Genomic DNA, 16,946 nt, shown 5'->3' with positions numbered 1-16,946 from the left:
TCTGGGCGCGTTTCAGTCGCATGCCAATCGGTAGCCAATCCCTCGCACCGTCTGCAGATAGATCGGATTTCCCGGGTCGGATTCTATCTTGCGCCGGAGGCGATTGATCTGCACATCGACCGTACGTTCACCCAGACCGCTTTCATCGCCGACGATCTTGTGGCGTGGTACGGTTGCCCCAGGTTGTTCGGCAAAGATCGACAGGATCTGTTTTTCACGATCCGTCAGTCGAACCATGGCATCGCCGTTTTTCAACTCGCCGCGCGACGCATTGTAAGAGAACGGACCAAAGCGGATTTCCTCCTGCGCTACGACCGGTTGCTGGCTGCCTCGACGCAGAATTGCGGCAATCCGCAACATCAGTTCTCGTGGCTCAAAAGGTTTTGAAAGATAGTCGTCAACGCCGGCTTCAAGGCCCGCGATGCGATCATTCGCCTCTGAACGGGCGGTCAGCATGAGGATCGGAACTTCCGAGTCTTCCCGCAAGGCACCGGCAAGTTCCAGCCCCGTTTCGCCGGGCATCATGACATCAAGGATGATCAGGTCGAACTCCAATCCCGACAGACATTGGCGTGCTTCGGCGGAATTTGCTGCGGCAGAAACCCGATAACCGTTCTCCTTCAACAGCCTGGACAGGAGATCCCTGATGCGATTGTCGTCATCGACTAGAAGAATGTGGTTGGCGTTGTCGTCCGGGACCTGAACATTCATTGCGGTTGTCTTCGCTCCGATTGGCATTTGGTCTCAATTAGTCCAGCAAGTCGTGGGGCGTCCGGACGAGCTTCAGGATGTCTGCGCGGGCTTCTGGATCAATCATTTGCAACAGGAATTTGCGGATAACTTCGTTGCTTCCATCTGGCAATCCAATTAGGGCACGTTCAAGGCGCTGTTGCTGCAGCCGGGTCAGTTCAACGGCCAGCGCATGGCCCTGATCGGTTGTGAACAAAAGGCGTTGGCGACGATCGTGATGGCCTTCACGTTGCTCGATGATGCCCGCGTCAACCAGTTGCTTCAGAACCCGTCCGAGGCTCTGCTTTGTGATCTTCAAAATGCCGAGCAGGTCGGTGACCATAATGCCGGGGTTGCGCTCCACAAAATGCAAGACCCTGTGATGGGCTCGGCCAAACTCGAACTTCGCCAGCACGTCATCCGGATCGCCGGTAAATTCACGGTAGGCAAAGAACAAAAGCTCGATGAGATCGTAAGGCAGACTTTCATCGCCCCTTTGATCTCGGTCTCCGGACTTGGCCCCGTGTTCCTCGCGGGACACAGAAGAAAGTGTCGATTTGAAATTTACGTCAGTCATATTGACTTAATTCTGGTCGATTGTTACTTGTTAGCCACCGCGAACGAAATGATCGGTCTTTTAGATGCTTTTTTACGCATCAGATGCTAAACGAATCCGATCAAGATCGCAGCGGACATCAGGATACCGATAGTAGGCGTGCTGTGCAAAAAATACAGCGGTAAAAAGAGCGCAAGTCATTGGCGTTATTTACCTCTGCACAAGGACAACAATATTCGCTCAAAGAGCGGGCGGGAGATGGAAGATGGCTGGGAAGCCTTTTGATCAGCTCAGTGGTGATATCTGGTACGACGGCACCTTCGTGCCCTGGTCGGACGCAAAGCTCCATGTCCTGAGCCATGGGCTGCACTATGGCAGCAGTGTTTTTGAGGGCGAGCGGGCCTATGGCGGCCGGATCTTCAAGTCTGAAGAACATACCGAACGCCTTTTGGCCTCCGCCGGAATGCTGGGTTTCGACATTCCCTGGACCGCCGAGCAGATCAACTCCGCCAAGGAAGAAACCCTTGCCCGCATGAACCTGGTCGATGCCTATATCCGCCCGGTTGCGTGGCGCGGCAGCGAAATGATGGGGATCTCTGCGCAGAAAAACACCATTCACCTGGCCATTGCGGCCTGGGAATGGCCCAGTTATTTTGCGCCGGAAGAGCGATTGAAGGGCATTCGTCTTGATATGGCGGACTACCGCCGACCCGATCCGCAGACCGCGCCTTACAAGGCCAAAGCCGCTGGCCTCTACATGATCTGCACCATTTCAAAGCATGCCGCCGAATCCAAAGGGTATGCAGACGCGTTGATGCTGGACTGGCGAGGACAGATTGCCGAGGCGACCGGTGCAAATGTCTTTTTCATCAAGGATGGCAAGATCCACACCCCGACGCCGGACTGTTTTCTCGACGGCATCACACGACGCACGGTGATCGGCCTTGCGAGAGACCGGGGTATCGAAGTGATTGAACGGTCGATCCTGCCGGACGAACTGTCCGGCTTTGAACAGTGCTTTGTCACCGGAACAGCCGCCGAAGTCACGCCTGTGTCGGAAATCGCCGGTCACCAGTTCCAGGTCGGCGATATCATCAAGAACCTAATGGAAGACTATGATACCGCTGTGCGCCCGGAAGCGCCTTCGCTGAAAGCCGTTGCCGGCTGATCTCGTCAACGCGGCTTCAATGCACAAGGCGGGTTTTAGACCCGCCTTTTTTGCGTCCCGGCTTTGTTTCTGGGCGTTTTCTTTAGCGGCAATCAGTTCTCATTCGATCAATGCTGTGTGCTTCTCAGCCCTTCGCCTAGCTTCTTGGCATTTTCGACCGCCTGAGCCCCATAAAGTGACCAGGACTGTGTCAGCCCCTCCATTATGAGGGACAGTTCAATTTCCTTGCCTTCCAGCTCAACGGCCTGTGCAGCTCGTTTGGCAACTTCCATCTTGTGATCATTTAGCAGCTGAATGAGGCGCCGGTCCTGAGGAGCGGTGGCAACGGCTGCATGGAACAGACAGCCACGCGTTGATTCCGTCCGCATCCAGAGACCGACCCGATCCAATATCGTGCCGAGTGCTTCCACTGGGTCTTCCGGGAGCTCTGCGAAGATCAAATCCATGTACCGCTGATGCCGGTGCTCAAGAGCGGCATAGACCATTTCTTCCCTGGAGGGCGTGTATTTATAGAGTGTGCGAAGGCTGACACCAGCTCCGTCCCGCAACTCACCGACACTGGGTGCGGCAAAGCCGTTCTCGGCGAAAACCCGCTCCAGTCCTGCCGCTATCTTGGTGAATGTGGATGTCATGGTTGACTATGTAGAATGATCGTTCTACATGAGCAAGTAGAATGATCATTCTACATGAGGTGGCAGCGTGAATATTCCGCAAAAGATGAGTGGTATCGTCCTGACCGGTCACGGTGGACCGGAAAAGCTGGAGTGGCGGGAAGACTTGACGGTGCCGGTTCCTGAAAAGGGCGAAGTGCTGATCCGGGTTGGAGCGTCGTCAGTTAACAACACCGACGTGAACACCCGCACCGGCTGGTATTCCAAAAGCGTTCGTGGCGACACCGCTTCCGGGGCAACCGGAGGCTACGGCGCGGATGCGGACACCGATGGCAGCTGGTCCGGAACGCCGCTTTCCTTTCCGCGTGTTCAAGGGGCCGATTGTTGCGGTGAAATCGTCGCTGTCGGTGTGGGCGTTTCTGAAGAACGCATAGGCGAGCGGGTTCTCGTGCGGTCGATGCAGGCGGTTGATGCTGAAAGTGATGAACCGGCGGTCCAGACTTTTGGATCTGAACATGACGGCGGCTTCGCTGAGTATACCAAGACCCGTTCAATGGATGCGATCACCGTCGTTTCCGACCTGAGCGATATCGAATTGGCCACGTTTCCCTGCGCATTTTCAACAGCTGAAGGCATGATCCAGCGATGTGGTCTTGGGGCTGAAAGAGTGCTGATCACCGGCGCGTCCGGTGGCGTCGGGTCAGCTGCGATCCAACTCGCAAAACGTCGCGGGGCACATGTGACCGCTCTTACGAGTGCCTCCAAGGCAACTGCGCTTAAAGACATTGGTGCAGATGAGACACTCGACCGGGATGCTGAATTGCCGAGCCGTGCGTTTGATGTAGCGCTTGACCTCGTAGGAGGGTCGCGTTGGGACGATGTCGTCGCGTCGCTTTGCAACGGCGGGCGATATGTCACCTCAGGTGCGATCGCAGGACCGATCGTCGAGCTGGATCTCAGGACGCTCTATTTGCGCGATCTAGCTCTCCTCGGCAGCACCTTTCAGCCGGCCAACATTTTCACGGATCTGGTTGGCTACATAGAGGCCGGTGAAATTCGGCCCATTGTCGCCAAAACATTTGCCCTGAAAGATATCCGCAAAGCGCAGGAGAGCTTTCAAGCAAAGTCGTTTGTCGGCAAGATCGGAATCAAAGTCAGGCAGTGAGCCGTCTTAGAGGCATTGCCTGCGGCGCGGCTAAGCTTTGCGTTCCAGCGCGTGAAACATCCGTCCGCGTTCTGCGTAAAGGATGCAACCGATCGCGCACAGGCCGTAGACCGTATAGGCCAGTCCAAGAGGTTGGGTTGTGCCGTCGAACAGCTGGCCCATTATGTATCCGAGTATTGCGCCCCCCAAGGTGCTGATGAAGCCGATGACAGACGATGCCGTTCCGGCTATCGCACCGAGCGGCTCCATCGCCATGGCGTTGAAATTTGCCCCAAGAAAGCCGAAGGACATCATCACAAGGCTTGCGCAGATCAGAAACAGCCACAGGTTTTCGAAACCCAATGCCGACATGAGAAAGATCACCAGACCGAGCGAGGTATAGAAGACTGCTGCACCGTGAGACAGACGGCGCATGCCGATTGCCTCGACAAGCTGGGCATTCGTGAAGGAAGCGATTGCCATGGCAATCGCTATGGCGGCGAAGACGATCGGAAACAGTTTTCCGAGGCCGAATACGTCGACGAAGATCTGTTGTGACATTGCCAGGAAAGCAAAAAGACCGCCGAATATGAACGCCATTCCAACAGTATAACCCAGGCAAACCCGTGTTTTCAGCGCCAGGCCATATGCGTCGACAATGTGCGAGAACACCATGGGTCGACGTTTTTCACCCGGCAATGTTTCCGGCAGGCGGAGACCGGTCCATACCAGCATGGCAAGGCCTGCAAGAAGCAACAGGATAAAAATCCAGCGCCACCCTGCCAACAACAAGATAGCCTGTCCGACGGATGGCGCGACAACCGGCACAGCCATGAAAACCATCATGACAAGCGACATGACCTTGCCCATGCGCCGGCCGGTATAACAATCGCGCACAACGGAGAGGGCGGCGACCCTTGCGGCGGCGCAGCCAAGTCCCTGAAGCACACGCGCCAGCAGAAGCTGATCGAGGTTCTGTGCGAAGATGGCTGCTATGCTGGCGGCACTATAAACGGCGAGCCCGCTGACCAGCACCTTGCGCCGACCAAAGGAATCCGTGACCGGACCAAAAAAAAGCTGACCGCCTCCGAAACCGATCAAATATGACAGCAGTACCAGTTGGCGATTGTTTTCCTCAACGATCTGCAAGGCATCGCCTATGGCGGGCAAAGCGGGCAGCATGACGTCGATTGCCATCGCGTTCAGCGCCATGATCATTGCGATGATGGTCACGAACTCTATGAACGGAATGCCAGTTTCCCGGACGACCTCGCTCGAACCGTCCTTCGGTTCCGAAGCCGTATTGCCGCCAATTGCGGCGTCTGATGAGTCACTGTGCTGTTTCACGGGTGTTGGAACCAATATTGAAGGCAGGAGGCCAATGGTCTGAATTGTATAGCGGGATTTGTCAGCCGGTGGTAGCGATAGAACGAAAGCTGGAGTTTGTCACGAAGACCAGCGTGCAGCGTCGTCCTCATCTCCCGATTTTGCTTCGACCCAGGAACCGCTGTCTCCGTCCACCAGGTGTTCCTTTTTCCAGAAAGGCGCGCGGGTCTTCAGATAATCCATCAGGAAGTCGGCAGCCTCGAACGCGGCGCGTCGATGTGCCGAAGCCGAGACGACCAGAACAATGTTTTCACCTGGCGGTATCTTGCCAAAGCGGTGAACCACAGTCAGTCCCGTCAGCGGCCAGCGTTGCACTGCCTGCTCAGCGATCCGCGTGAGCTCCGCTTCGGCCATCCCGGGATAATGTTCCAGTTCAAGAGCGCTCAGGGTGCCTGCTTCATCGCGGCACAATCCGGTAAACGTCACCAGCGCTCCAACATCCTTGCGGCCCTCGGCAAGAGCACGGGACTCCAATTGAACATCGAAATCTTCTGATTGAACGCGAACAACCGGCGTGACCTTCATTGTTCAGCCGCCTGTCATCGGCGGAAAAAACGCGGCTTCCCGTGCGTTGCCGAGTTCTGCATCGACCTCCACATGAAGCTGATCGAGGGCGACCCGGATCGCGTCCTCTTCTTCAAACGCCGCAGCATGATTTTCGTCCAGCGATTTCAGGTGCCCGATCAGGTCTGCCACTGTCTTGACGGAGGCTGGCACCTCAATGGTTTCTTCTTCAAGGCCGACCCGTTCGCGAACCCATGCGAAATAGCGGATGTTCATTAGTTCCTCGATAAAGTGGCTGTTTTCAAAATTCCGGACCTGACCTGCCAGTCACTCCGTAATGAGATGGCCGATGCCGGCCCGAAAATAGTCATAGCCGGTATATAGGGTCAGTGTGGCAGCCAGCCAAAGTGCAATCAAGCCGACAAACGTAGTTCCCGGCAATACAGAATCGCCTGCCGGTCCGGCCAACAAGAATGCAATTGCGACCAGTTGGACCGTGGTTTTCCATTTAGCTAGCTGCGTGACTGGAACGCTGACTTGCAGTTCGGCAAGAAACTCCCGCAACCCGGAAACCAGAATTTCGCGGCACAAAATAATGATGGCCGCAACCAGTGACCAGCCACCGATTGTACCGTCCGCTGCAAGCATCAGCAGGCAAACGGACACGAGCAATTTGTCGGCGATCGGGTCGAGCATGCGGCCGAGCGCGGATTGCTGTTGCCAGGCTCTTGCTAGATAGCCGTCAAAAAAATCGGTAATCGCCGCAACCACAAAAAGAGCCAAGGCGATCCAGCGGGACGTGTTGCCTTCAAAATAGAAACAGGCCACGACTGCCGGAACCGCCAGAATGCGACCATAGGTCAATAGATTGGGCAGGCTCAGAACAACGTTTCGTTTCATATCGGCTTTCAGATGCGGGCGCTTGAAGCCAGGATAGGAAGACGCGTGTCGTCTTTCTTCTCCGGACATTCAGCTCAGCGCCCCAATAATTACTCTAACGCGAGTGCCTCGGGAAACCTTCTACCGGTTTCAATCGAATATGCTATCGCCTAGTTGGTCAATCATCATTTTGGCTTTGCGCACCATCTCTCTGGCAGCGCCCTCCTCGTCGGGCATCGTGTCTGCCCGGATAAAGGTATGCACTTTGGTGGTCTCGCCGAAGTCTTTTTCAATCCGGCCGGACACCTGCCATTGACCGTTGTTCGATTGCGGCGTAGCGACGATCCGAAAGGCATCGTGCTGCACAGTGGTGGCTTTCGAACTGCTTTTCGCCTTACCTTCGCCGGACGACGAGAACAGCGATTTGAACATCTTGCCAAGCATCTTGGGCCCACTCCTGACTTGCTTTCTTCCCTTTTACGAGGGGCTGGAATGGGGTGCAAGGGCTCTATTGGTTGTTGGGCCCGGTTCGATGACTGCGTAGCTTCATGAGGCTTAATCTAAACTAGCCAAGTGCCCTTTGCGTCCAGTGGTGCCGGCAAAGGGAGACATAGGTTTCGTTTCCGCCAATGACGACCTGATCACCTTCTTCGAGAATTTTGCCGTTTTCATCAAGCCGCGCGACCATCGTCGCCTTGCGGCCGCACCAGCAGATTGTCTTGATTTCCTTCAGATTGTCCGCGAGCGCCAAAAGCGCTGCGCTTCCTGGAAAGAGTTTGCCCTGAAAATCCGTGCGCAGACCGAAACACATGACCGGAACGCGGAGCTGATCTGCGACCCTGGCCAGTTGCCAGACCTGTTCTTCGGTCAGAAACTGGGCTTCATCTACCAGAACCGCATCCAGCTTGCCTGCCTCACGCGCCTTGGAAATATGGAAGAAAACATCGTCAGCCGAAGAGAAAACGTCAGCCTCTGCCGCAAGTCCGATACGCGAGGCAATCTTGCCCTTGCCGCCACGATCGTCGAAGGCAGCTATCAGTAGGAGAGTGTTCATGCCGCGTTCCTCGTAATTGTAGGCAGCCTGCAGCAGCACTGTCGACTTGCCAGCATTCATCGAGGAATAGTTGAAATAGAGTTTTGCCATGAGCCAAAGATCGGGAATCGGGTTGATTGTCGTTCGCAGTGTTCCCAATCGGAGGCAAAGCCTCAAATACTTTCAGGATTAGGTCACAGCTTATCGCTCAATCAGGGCCTGGTTCGACAAGGCCGAGTTCGACAATCAGCGGAAGGTGGTCGGATCCGATGTCAGGCCCAAGCGTTACGTCGACGACCTGGAGATCAGAAGATGCGCCAAACTGATCAACCGGGGCTCCCAGGATCTTGTGAAGGCGATAGTCGAAAAAGAAACGCGTATTTCGTGGCCAGCCGCCTGGATAGGCTGTCGCCAATTTGTTGGCGATGAGCGTTTCCTGGAAACGGCCCGACCAGGGCGAGCTGTTCCAGTCTCCGATTGCCAGGATGTGTCCGGAGTTTTCATTGCGTAGGCGTTCTATGACCTCGTCCAACTCATCGAGATAGTCCCGCTTGTTCTGCCACCGGGGTTCGGTCCGCGGGCTATCAGGATGAATGACCACCAGCTGCAGGGGGGTGTCGCCTGTATCCAGCGTCAATGAAAGCAATTCACGATCCGCGTCGTAGTAGACGTTTGCGCCTGCCGGCAGTTTTCCTTGTATGACTTTCGTTACGGCCTTCAGGATCGGGAAACGCGAGTAGACCGCCAATCCGCCAAGCTCTCCGATTTGCAAGTGTTCCGGAAATCCGTTTTGGCCTGTGCTGCCTACCGTAAGACCGAGCCGCTCCCATCTGCGCTCCTGCAGCCACCAGAGAACTTCCTGCATGACGACGATGTCGGCGTTTTCCCTTTCGAGAAATGAAGTGAGAACCTCATCGCCCAAAAAGAGATGCTCGATGTTGATGGAGATTATCTTGAGCGGCTGTCTGCCATCTGCCAATGGCGTTGGTGAGACCGTGTTTGCCTGAGTGCGAGAGGAGGTCAGTGCTACAAGTGCTGCGAAGGCGGCCAATGATAGGAGCCAGAAAAACCTATAGAGCAGCTTGAAGCGATGGCTGACAAACAATCCAAGCAGCCCGCCGATCACGCCGGCGAGACCTGCCATGAGGTATTGCGTGAGGAAAAAGCTCATGTTGTCGGCAAACCAGAAATCAGGCGCGACGAATGTGGATAGTCCCATGAAGCAGACGGTCAAGGCTCCAAGCAGGCCGCACCAACCGATCAGCGATATGGCCGCTCGAGTCAGCGATCTGCGCGTTTCTGGTTCTTGTTGCTGCATCAGGGTAAATGTCCGGCGTTCATCCGGCGATACTAGAGACCGCACGGCATCTGTCTATGGATTGCTGATTGTCACCCTTCAAGCTGAAGAACGCTCAAGCGCTTTCAACAATGGCTGAATTTGAGACCTATAGTCTTCCCATTTGGCTGGCGTCGGCAGCTTGTTCTCGCTAGTTTTCACGGACCCCTCCCGACCGTCTTTGCCAAAAGGTGCGAGGCAGTCGTCATGCCATGTCAGGCCCAGGTGACCGATAAGGGCCTGGCCTTCGGATCTTGGATCGGCCACAAGAGCCTCAAAAGACTGTTCAAGAAGCTTAACAGGCAGCACGTTCTGCCAATGATCCATCAAGTCAAGTTGTTGACCGTGGTAGTGCCCGAGTGACGTCTGATCGGTATTGTAGGTGTGCTCTGCAGGTAGGGGCGTCCTATACAGATCAAGGCAGGTGTCGGCTGCTGATCTTGTTGTGTGAACGAAGGAAGCATTGGGAAAGAGCAGGGCAAGCAGCCAAAGATACTCAAAGCTGAGCGGTGTGGCATCGACCATCAGACGGGACCTTCTGTCGAGCTTGTCCAGGCTAGCTAGATACTTTCGGCCAATGCGCTGCACGGTTCGCTTGTCGAGTGCGAGAGCATGATCGAACAGGGCAGGTCCGTGAGGTTGTCCCTTGGTAAACTCTCCAATGGCTTGCAGAAATACGGGAACCTCGCCGGCAGCTGCTGCATCAGGATGGCTGGAAACCATCTTCTCTATCAAAGGCGAGCCGGATTGCGGCATGCCGACGACAAAGACAGGTCGCGCACTGGAAAGAGCAAAGTTTTCGCGGCTTTTGAAGAAATCGCCGGTGAAAACCGTTTTGCAGGTTTGGACGAACCATTCGTAGCGTTCCGGCTGATAGCCTCGGTAAAGACCCGCACGGTAATTGTCGAAATAGTGAAATGCTTTTTCGAGGTCCTGGCGGTCGTCCAAGATTTTGCCGGCAGCGAATGAGAGTTTTGCTATCTCGGGATGAGCGGCACCTTCCGGCACAGTGCTCAAGATGCGTTCGATCCTTGTCAGGACATTTTCTCTAAGGGTTTCGTCAGACGAATTGGCTGCAGACACAAGCACAAGCGGGTCGTCTGGGGACAGACCGAAAGCAGCATGGAGACAGTCTTCGGCCGTTTCAGAGTGGCCGAGGCTTTTTTCAACTTCGTAGAGGCCGAGTTGTGATCTGGCGGATTTTGGTTCCGCGCTCAAAGCCCGCTCAAATGCCTGCTTGGCCATGACCGGCTTGCGCAGGTCGGCGTAGACCTGTCCAAGGACCCGTTGCGTGTATTCCGACTTGCCGTCGAGCGCGACACCCTTGCGGGCTGGAGCCAGGGCTTCCTCACTTTGCGCATTCAGGTTCAGCGCACTGGCTAGGGTCGTATGAACGGCAGCTTCTTTTTTGGCGGCCTTGGCAGCGGACGCAAGGTGTGGCACGGCGCGTCCTGGTTGCCCGAAGAACAGGTAAGCCAGGCCAAGGCCATAATTGACCCTGGCATTTGTTGGATCCTGATCATGAAGATCGATCAACAAGGGCATCGCTTCGGCAAATTTTTGGCTGTCTATCAGCTTGAAAGCGCGGTCGATCGTATATTGAGACATCTTCGTTTCTGGGCTTGGCGCGTATAGCTGCGCAGTTACGGGAATGTTGGGGGCCGGATTTCCCGGGTTTGGAAGTCAGCCGCTTCTAGCAGCTGAGTTTACGGAATAAAATGCCCGAAACGCGCCGGGCGAAGAAGGCGGCAAGACGAGAGCGGTGGCTTGAGTCACCGCTATTCGTGAAAATGGTCATAAACCAGACGGGCCATCGCTTCGGAAATTCCTGGAACGGCTGCCAGATCATCAAGTCCGGCTTTGGAGACGGCCTTTGCGGTTCCAAAGTGGGTCAGAAGGGCCTTCTTTCGGGTTGGGCCGATACCGGCGATCTCATCAAGCGGGTTCTTCACGATATCTTTCTTGCGCCGTGCCCGGTGACTGCCGATCGCAAAGCGGTGCGCTTCGTCACGCAAACGCTGAACGAAATAAAGCACCGGATCCCTTTCTGGCAGCATGAAGGACTGCCTGCCGGGGATGAAAAACTTCTCGCGTCCCGCGTCCCGGTCAGGACCCTTTGCGATGCCAACAAGCGGAACGTCGCTAATACCGAGTTCTTCCAGCGTTTCCCTGGCGGCCGTCAGTTGACCCTGACCACCATCAATCAACACCAGGTCAGGCCAGGCGGGCATTTCGGAAGCGGCGGGAGCATCGATGTCGTCGTCGTTGGTATCGCCATTCTGCACCGTGTCGTGCACGTCTTTGGCACTTTCGCGGGCATGTTCCTTGAGAAGACGCGAGAAGCGGCGCATCAGAACCTCACGCATCATGCCGTAGTCATCGCCTGGAACCAGGTCTTCGGACTTGATGTTGAATTTGCGGTATTGGCCTTTTGTGAAACCTTCAAGACCGGCAACGATCATGCCACCAACCGCGTTTGTGCCCATGATGTGAGAATTGTCATAGACTTCGATGCGACGTGGTGGTGCTTTCAGGTCGAACGCTTCCGCCACGCCCTTCAAAAGCCGGGCCTGGCTTGAGGTTTCCGCGAGGCGACGCCCGAGCGCTTCGCGTGCATTGGTCAACGCATGATCCACAAGCTCCCTTTTTTCGCCGCGCTGGGGCGTTGCGACATCAACCTTGCGACCGGTGCGCTCCGACAGGGCTTCAGACAGGAGTTCCTGTTCCGTCAGCCTGTGTGACAGCAGGATCTGTTTCGGTGCCGGCTTGTCGTCGTAAAACTGGGCAAGAAAGCTCTCCAGGATGTCGGCTTCTTCCAGAGACTTGTCTGCTTTTGGGAAATAGGCCCTGTTGCCCCAGTTCTGTCCGGTGCGAAAGAAGAAAACCTGAACGCAGTTCTGGCCGCCTTCCTGGTGGATGGCGAAGACATCAGCTTCCTCCACGGATTGCGGATTGATGCCCTGATGCGCCTGGATATGGGACAGCGCCGACAGGCGGTCCCGATAGATGGCGGCTCTTTCGAATTCCAGTTCCGCCGACGCGGTTTCCATCTGTTCCGCGAGCTGTTTCTTGATCAGCTGGCTGCGTCCGGACAGGAAGGCCTTGGCTTCAGAAACCAGACCCGCATAGTCTTCCTGATCGATTTCGCCAGTGCAGGGTCCAGCGCAGCGCTTGATCTGATACTGCAGGCAGGGCCTGGTCCGATTCTCATAGTAACTGTCGGAACAGGTCCGGATCAGAAAGGCCTTCTGCAGCGCATTGATGGTTCGGTCGACGGCACCGGCGGACGCGAACGGACCGAAATAGTCGCCCTTGCGTTTGCGTGCACCGCGGTGCTTGACGATTGCCGCGGATTCGTGATCACCGGTCACCAGGATATAGGGAAAGGACTTGTCGTCGCGCAGCAGCACGTTGAAGCGCGGCCGAAGCCGCTTGATGAGATTGGCTTCCAGCAGAAGGGCTTCTGGCTCTGTCTCCGTGACGACAAATTCCATCGACGCGGTCGACAAGATCATGCGCATGATCCGGTTGGATTGACCTTGTAGGCGTGTGTAGCTGGTGACACGCTTCTTCAGGCTGCGTGCCTTGCCGACATAAAGAACCTCACCATCTTCATCCAGCATGCGGTAAACACCTGGGCCATTGGGCAGGCGCTTTACCTCATCTGCGATGACGTCGACCCCCTTCTTCACGGGTTCGGCTATCTCATCCGGCAATTGAGAATCAGGTTTTTGCTGCATGTCAGATATTTATGCGTCTTGCCGCCCCGGGGAAAGGGGCGCAGCGCTGTGCTCGGTTGGAAAACTTGCCGTGCAAAGATCAGGCGGTGTGGCCCAGCATATAGACGGTCGCAATATAGAAGACATAGGCAGCCGTCATGGCGAGGCCGGAGATTCTCCCGAGGCAAATCCGAAATCCGGCAAGAGCGGTCAGGAGAAGCGCACAGGCCAGCATGACCCAGATATCGAGCTTGAGCACTTCAGGTGGAACGTCAATCGGCACGACAACGGCCGTGATGCCTATGATGGCCAGTAGATTGAAGATGTTCGAGCCGATGACATTGCCGATGGCGACTGCGCCGTGCTGCCGGATCGCGGCCATGACGGTTGTTGCCAGTTCCGGCAGTGAGGTCCCAAGTGCGATGATCGTAAGACCGATCACGGCTTCGCTGACGCCCCAGGCGCTTGCAATACTGGTGGCACCGCCGATGGTGAAATGCGCTCCCAAGGGCAATCCAACCAGGCCAAGGACAATGTAGATAACGGCGATCCAGACCGAGTCCGGCACATCGTCGACATCGTCCAGAGCATCGTCTTCTTCGTCGGGTTGACCCGTTGCAACGGCAGCGCCGGCCGCGGCGGCGGCAATGGCTTTCTGTTCTTTGCGATGTCGCTGGGCGACCATCGTCGAGGCAGCCAGAAAGGCACCCAGCAAGATGAGGAGAATGAAACCTTCTGGCAAACCGATCGGTGTGAAGAAGCAAAATGTGATGAACACGATGGTCACAGCGACCATGAAGAGCGCGTTTCTCGTTGCTCCTGACTCGCCGCATGGGGTTGCCGCAATCAGGGCAGGCATGCCGAGCACCAGCAGCACGTTGGCTATGTTTGACCCGACGACGTTACCAATGGAAATACCGCCGGCTCCTTCGAGTGCCGCCTTGAGCGAAATTACCAATTCAGGAGCAGAGGTGCCGAACGCCACAATCGTCAAGCCGATGACCAGATTTGGGATGCCAAGCCGCTGGGCAATACCTACGGACCCCCTGACCAGGACATCGCCGGCGATAATCAGCACAACAAGTCCGCCTGCAAGGCTTATGTAGTCAAACAGCATCTAAAGGTTCCGGTTCGGGTCGGTCGTGCCATCGGAGAGCGGCAAATGGGAAGGAGCGCTCAATTACAGTTGAGCGCCTTATACGCAATAGATTGGGGCGGGGAAAGCCGTGGACAAGGATCTTTGAACAGACTGATAGGTCATTTTTACCGGCACCCTCTTGCAATTTGCGAGTCGGTTAACCGCACTTTCATTGTGCCAGATTGTTGCCTCCATTTGTCATCAAAACTCCCAATTCTCAATCCTGATCCGCCACAAACGCTCTCCATATCTCACCGCAGGGGGCGAGTATGGACGCGGTAATACCTCGTTCTGTTCCGTGTGGTCGACTGTTTTTGACCACCAAATATGAATATGTGGATCTGGAGTACCATCAATGAAACGTCTTGCAATTGCAGGCTTGGCCCTGACTGCCGCAACGGCTGGAACCGCCCCGGTCTGGGCTGCGGATCTGCCGCAATCGCCGGCACCAGCCTACGAGGCGGTTCCTGCCCCACAGCAGAGCATCGACTGGACCGGGCTTTACGTCGGTGGCAATCTCGGCTGGGCTTTCGGAAACTTCGACAACAACACCAGCGGTAGCGCCAGCCTGGACACCAGTGCGAATGGCATCAGCGGTGGTCTTTACACCGGTTACAACTATCAGATCACGCCAAATGTGGTCGTCGGTGCAGAAGCTGACTTCAGTCTCACAAGTCTTGAAGATTCACGCACGAATGGCGGCCTGACCCTGGAATCCAAGTCCAGCTGGAATTCCAACATCCGCGGTCGTGTCGGTTATGCCTTCGACCGTTATCTGGTTTACGGCGCCGGTGGTCTGGCAATTGCCGATCTGGAACTCTCCGGAAATGGTGACAGCGATAACAAGACGGCTCTCGGCTGGACCTTGGGCGCGGGTGGTGAAGCAGCCATTACCAACAATGTTAGCGCACGCCTTGACTATTCCTATCAAGATTTCGGCAGCCAGGATTTCAACCTGAACGGCACCGGCGTGAGCTCGGATTTCAGCAATTCACAGGTTCGCCTCGGACTGGGCTACAAGTTCTAAGCCCCGTTTCAGAATTGACAGCATTCAACCCGGTGCCGGAAGGTGCCGGGTTCTTTGTTACAAGCGGTTACAAGTGGTTACAAGCTTTTCAGAATTTAGCCCCACAACCATGGTATTAGACTGATATTGTACTAAATGCTGCGGCAATGTCCGTGCCTGCAATCATGGCAGGGGCGATGTTTTTGGTGGAGAGGTGAATGCGGTTTTTGATGCGCGGACTATTGGGTCTGGCATTGATGGCGATCATGGTCGGGTTTGCCGGATACGGCGCCTATCAGTTTTATGATGCCCTGACGGCAGAAGAAACCACGCGTCAGAGACCTGCTCGAGAGCGCACCTATTCCGTCAATGTAAGTGAGCTTGCACCACAAACCGTCACGCCGTTGACAACTGCATTTGGCCAGGTTGAAAGCTGGCGCAGTCTGCAGCTCAGGGCAAGTTCTGAAGGCCGTCTGGTAAACGTTGCGAGCAAGTTCCGGGATGGCGCTGCTGTCGCCGAAGGTGAGTTGCTTCTCAAGATTGATCCGGCAAATGCCGAATTTCTATTCCTGGACGCAGAGGCCGCGCTGGCTGACGCAGAGGCGCAGAAGGCCGAGGCCGAGGAAGCAATTGTCGGTGCTGAACAGGAGCTGGAAGCAGCTCGCCGCCAGCTCGCACTGCGCAGACAGGCACTGGAACGTCAACAGCAACTCAAGGACAAGGGCTATTCGACGGCCGTTCAAGTTGAGACAGAAGAGCTGGGTGTTGCCTCTCTTGAACAGTCTCTGAGCAACCGTCTGCAGTCCGTTATTACCGCGCGCAAACGTATCGAACGCATGGACTTGACTGTGAAGCGGGCTCAGATCGCGCTCAATGATGCGCAGCGTGTTCTGGATGAAACGACGCTCACAGCGCCCTTCTATGGCTATTTGTCGGAAGTCGACGCGACCCTGGGGCGCCGAGTCAGCCAGTCGGAAACCCTTGCTGTTTTGATCGATCCAACTGCTTTGGAAGTGAAATTTTCCCTTTCCACCAGCGAATTTGCCAGACTTCTGGATGATCGCGGCAAGCTGATCAAAGCGCCTGTCTCCGTGACGTTGCAACTCGGCGGGCGCTCAATCGTCGTTCCGGGCAATATCGACCGCGCGGCGGCAGTCGTCGCGGAAGGGGAAGCCGGACGGACGTTGTTTGCAACGCTTGAAATTGAACCAGGCGCCGTGCTGCGTCCGGGCGATTTTGTGAAAGTCGAGATCCAGGAACCAGAACTGAACCTTGTCGCAGTAGTGCCGGCTGGTGCGGTGACCGAAGACGGTAGACTGTTGATTATCGGTGAGGGCGACAGGATTGAAGAAATCCAGGCCAAGGTCCTTCGTCGCATGCGCGAGGATGTTGTGCTGGCAAATGTTCCATTTGGCGAAAAGTACGTAACGGAGCGGCTTCCGCAATTGGGGACCGGATTGAAGGTCTCGCCGAGGGACACGGATGGCAGCACAGACCAGCCTGAAGGCCCTGCTGTTGCCAATGCGTCGCCGGCAAATGATGAGCGAAACTCGGGAGATCTGGTTGCCCTGGATCCGGAGCGGCGCGCAGCGCTGATTGCTCAGCTGAACGACTCCAACATGCCGGAGAACCGCAAGGCCCGTCTGTTGGCGCTTTTGAATAAACCGATGGTGCCAAAAGATCTTGTCGACCGGTTGGAGCAAAGGCGTGGGCGCAGCGGATAGAGGCGTGGCTTCG

Annotated in this window: 17 protein-coding genes; 4 read left to right on the top strand and 13 right to left on the bottom strand. The window is 55.8% G+C overall.

What is annotated here, in order from left to right; genetic code table 11:
* Positions 1 to 12: 12 nt before the first annotated feature.
* Both Q0835_RS15340 and Q0835_RS15335 read right to left on the bottom strand, forming a co-directional pair.
* The gene (locus Q0835_RS15340) at positions 13 to 711 is read right to left on the bottom strand and encodes a response regulator transcription factor (RefSeq protein WP_298812451.1); all 699 of its coding nucleotides are present in this window, start codon (positions 709 to 711) and stop codon (positions 13 to 15) included.
* Between the two features lie 37 nt (positions 712 to 748).
* Positions 749 to 1,306: a MarR family winged helix-turn-helix transcriptional regulator gene (locus Q0835_RS15335; protein ID WP_298962641.1), complete on the bottom strand. Its 558-nt coding sequence runs from the start codon at positions 1,304 to 1,306 to the stop codon at positions 749 to 751.
* 244 nt (positions 1,307 to 1,550) lie between these two features.
* Here Q0835_RS15335 and Q0835_RS15330 point away from each other — a divergent pair, with 244 nt between their 5' ends.
* Positions 1,551 to 2,453 carry a branched-chain amino acid aminotransferase gene (locus Q0835_RS15330; RefSeq protein ID WP_298962638.1) on the top strand — a complete coding sequence of 301 codons (903 nt, stop codon included), beginning with the start codon at positions 1,551 to 1,553 and terminating at the stop codon, positions 2,451 to 2,453.
* A gap of 107 nt (positions 2,454 to 2,560) precedes the next feature.
* Here the strand turns inward: Q0835_RS15330 and Q0835_RS15325 are convergent, their stop codons facing one another.
* A complete protein-coding gene (locus Q0835_RS15325; protein WP_298962635.1) occupies positions 2,561 to 3,085 on the bottom strand; it encodes a TetR/AcrR family transcriptional regulator in 525 nt (174 codons plus the stop codon).
* 67 nt (positions 3,086 to 3,152) lie between these two features.
* Here Q0835_RS15325 and Q0835_RS15320 point away from each other — a divergent pair, with 67 nt between their 5' ends.
* Entirely contained in the window at positions 3,153 to 4,229 is a 1,077-nt protein-coding gene (locus Q0835_RS15320) for an alcohol dehydrogenase family protein (protein WP_298962632.1), read from the top strand.
* Positions 4,230 to 4,259: 30 nt separating this feature from the next.
* Here Q0835_RS15320 and Q0835_RS15315 read toward each other — a convergent pair whose 3' ends face one another.
* The 10 genes from Q0835_RS15315 to Q0835_RS15270 all read right to left on the bottom strand — a co-directional run bounded on the left by Q0835_RS15315 (position 4,260) and on the right by Q0835_RS15270 (position 14,182).
* Complete coding sequence (locus tag Q0835_RS15315; RefSeq protein WP_366142345.1) at positions 4,260 to 5,555, bottom strand: multidrug effflux MFS transporter; 1,296 nt, start codon at positions 5,553 to 5,555, stop codon at positions 4,260 to 4,262.
* Between the two features lie 99 nt (positions 5,556 to 5,654).
* Positions 5,655 to 6,119 carry a molybdenum cofactor biosynthesis protein MoaE gene (locus Q0835_RS15310; RefSeq protein WP_298812439.1) on the bottom strand — a complete coding sequence of 155 codons (465 nt, stop codon included), beginning with the start codon at positions 6,117 to 6,119 and terminating at the stop codon, positions 5,655 to 5,657.
* A gap of 3 nt (positions 6,120 to 6,122) precedes the next feature.
* Positions 6,123 to 6,374, bottom strand: coding sequence for a molybdopterin converting factor subunit 1 (gene moaD / locus Q0835_RS15305; RefSeq protein WP_298812437.1), 252 nt, complete (start codon positions 6,372 to 6,374; stop codon positions 6,123 to 6,125).
* Positions 6,375 to 6,425: 51 nt separating this feature from the next.
* Entirely contained in the window at positions 6,426 to 6,998 is a 573-nt protein-coding gene (pgsA, locus tag Q0835_RS15300) for a CDP-diacylglycerol--glycerol-3-phosphate 3-phosphatidyltransferase (RefSeq protein WP_298813190.1), read from the bottom strand.
* 129 nt (positions 6,999 to 7,127) lie between these two features.
* Complete coding sequence (locus Q0835_RS15295) at positions 7,128 to 7,421, bottom strand: HlyU family transcriptional regulator (protein WP_298962629.1); 294 nt, start codon at positions 7,419 to 7,421, stop codon at positions 7,128 to 7,130.
* A 121-nt stretch (positions 7,422 to 7,542) separates the two neighbouring features.
* Positions 7,543 to 8,121, bottom strand: a complete 579-nt coding sequence (locus Q0835_RS15290; RefSeq protein ID WP_298962627.1) for a thymidine kinase — start codon at positions 8,119 to 8,121, stop codon at positions 7,543 to 7,545.
* A 97-nt stretch (positions 8,122 to 8,218) separates the two neighbouring features.
* Positions 8,219 to 9,328 carry an endonuclease/exonuclease/phosphatase family protein gene (locus Q0835_RS15285; RefSeq protein ID WP_298962624.1) on the bottom strand — a complete coding sequence of 370 codons (1,110 nt, stop codon included), beginning with the start codon at positions 9,326 to 9,328 and terminating at the stop codon, positions 8,219 to 8,221.
* Between the two features lie 78 nt (positions 9,329 to 9,406).
* Complete coding sequence (locus Q0835_RS15280; protein ID WP_298962621.1) at positions 9,407 to 10,954, bottom strand: tetratricopeptide repeat-containing sulfotransferase family protein; 1,548 nt, start codon at positions 10,952 to 10,954, stop codon at positions 9,407 to 9,409.
* Positions 10,955 to 11,124: 170 nt separating this feature from the next.
* Positions 11,125 to 13,086 carry an excinuclease ABC subunit UvrC gene (gene uvrC / locus Q0835_RS15275; RefSeq protein WP_298962619.1) on the bottom strand — a complete coding sequence of 654 codons (1,962 nt, stop codon included), beginning with the start codon at positions 13,084 to 13,086 and terminating at the stop codon, positions 11,125 to 11,127.
* A 79-nt stretch (positions 13,087 to 13,165) separates the two neighbouring features.
* Positions 13,166 to 14,182: a calcium/sodium antiporter gene (locus Q0835_RS15270; RefSeq protein ID WP_298812422.1), complete on the bottom strand. Its 1,017-nt coding sequence runs from the start codon at positions 14,180 to 14,182 to the stop codon at positions 13,166 to 13,168.
* A 376-nt stretch (positions 14,183 to 14,558) separates the two neighbouring features.
* Between Q0835_RS15270 and Q0835_RS15265 the strand changes: the two genes are divergently transcribed.
* Positions 14,559 to 15,230 carry an outer membrane protein gene (locus Q0835_RS15265; RefSeq protein ID WP_298812419.1) on the top strand — a complete coding sequence of 224 codons (672 nt, stop codon included), beginning with the start codon at positions 14,559 to 14,561 and terminating at the stop codon, positions 15,228 to 15,230.
* Positions 15,231 to 15,427: 197 nt separating this feature from the next.
* On the top strand, positions 15,428 to 16,933 hold the full coding sequence (locus tag Q0835_RS15260; protein WP_298962616.1) for an HlyD family efflux transporter periplasmic adaptor subunit: 1,506 nt from the start codon (positions 15,428 to 15,430) through the stop codon (positions 16,931 to 16,933).
* Positions 16,934 to 16,946: the final 13 nt, after the last annotated feature.

It is taken from the genome of uncultured Roseibium sp. (assembly GCF_947499295.1).
Classification (GTDB): domain Bacteria; phylum Pseudomonadota; class Alphaproteobacteria; order Rhizobiales; family Stappiaceae; genus Roseibium.
This window is presented reverse-complemented; position numbering and strand designations above follow the sequence as displayed.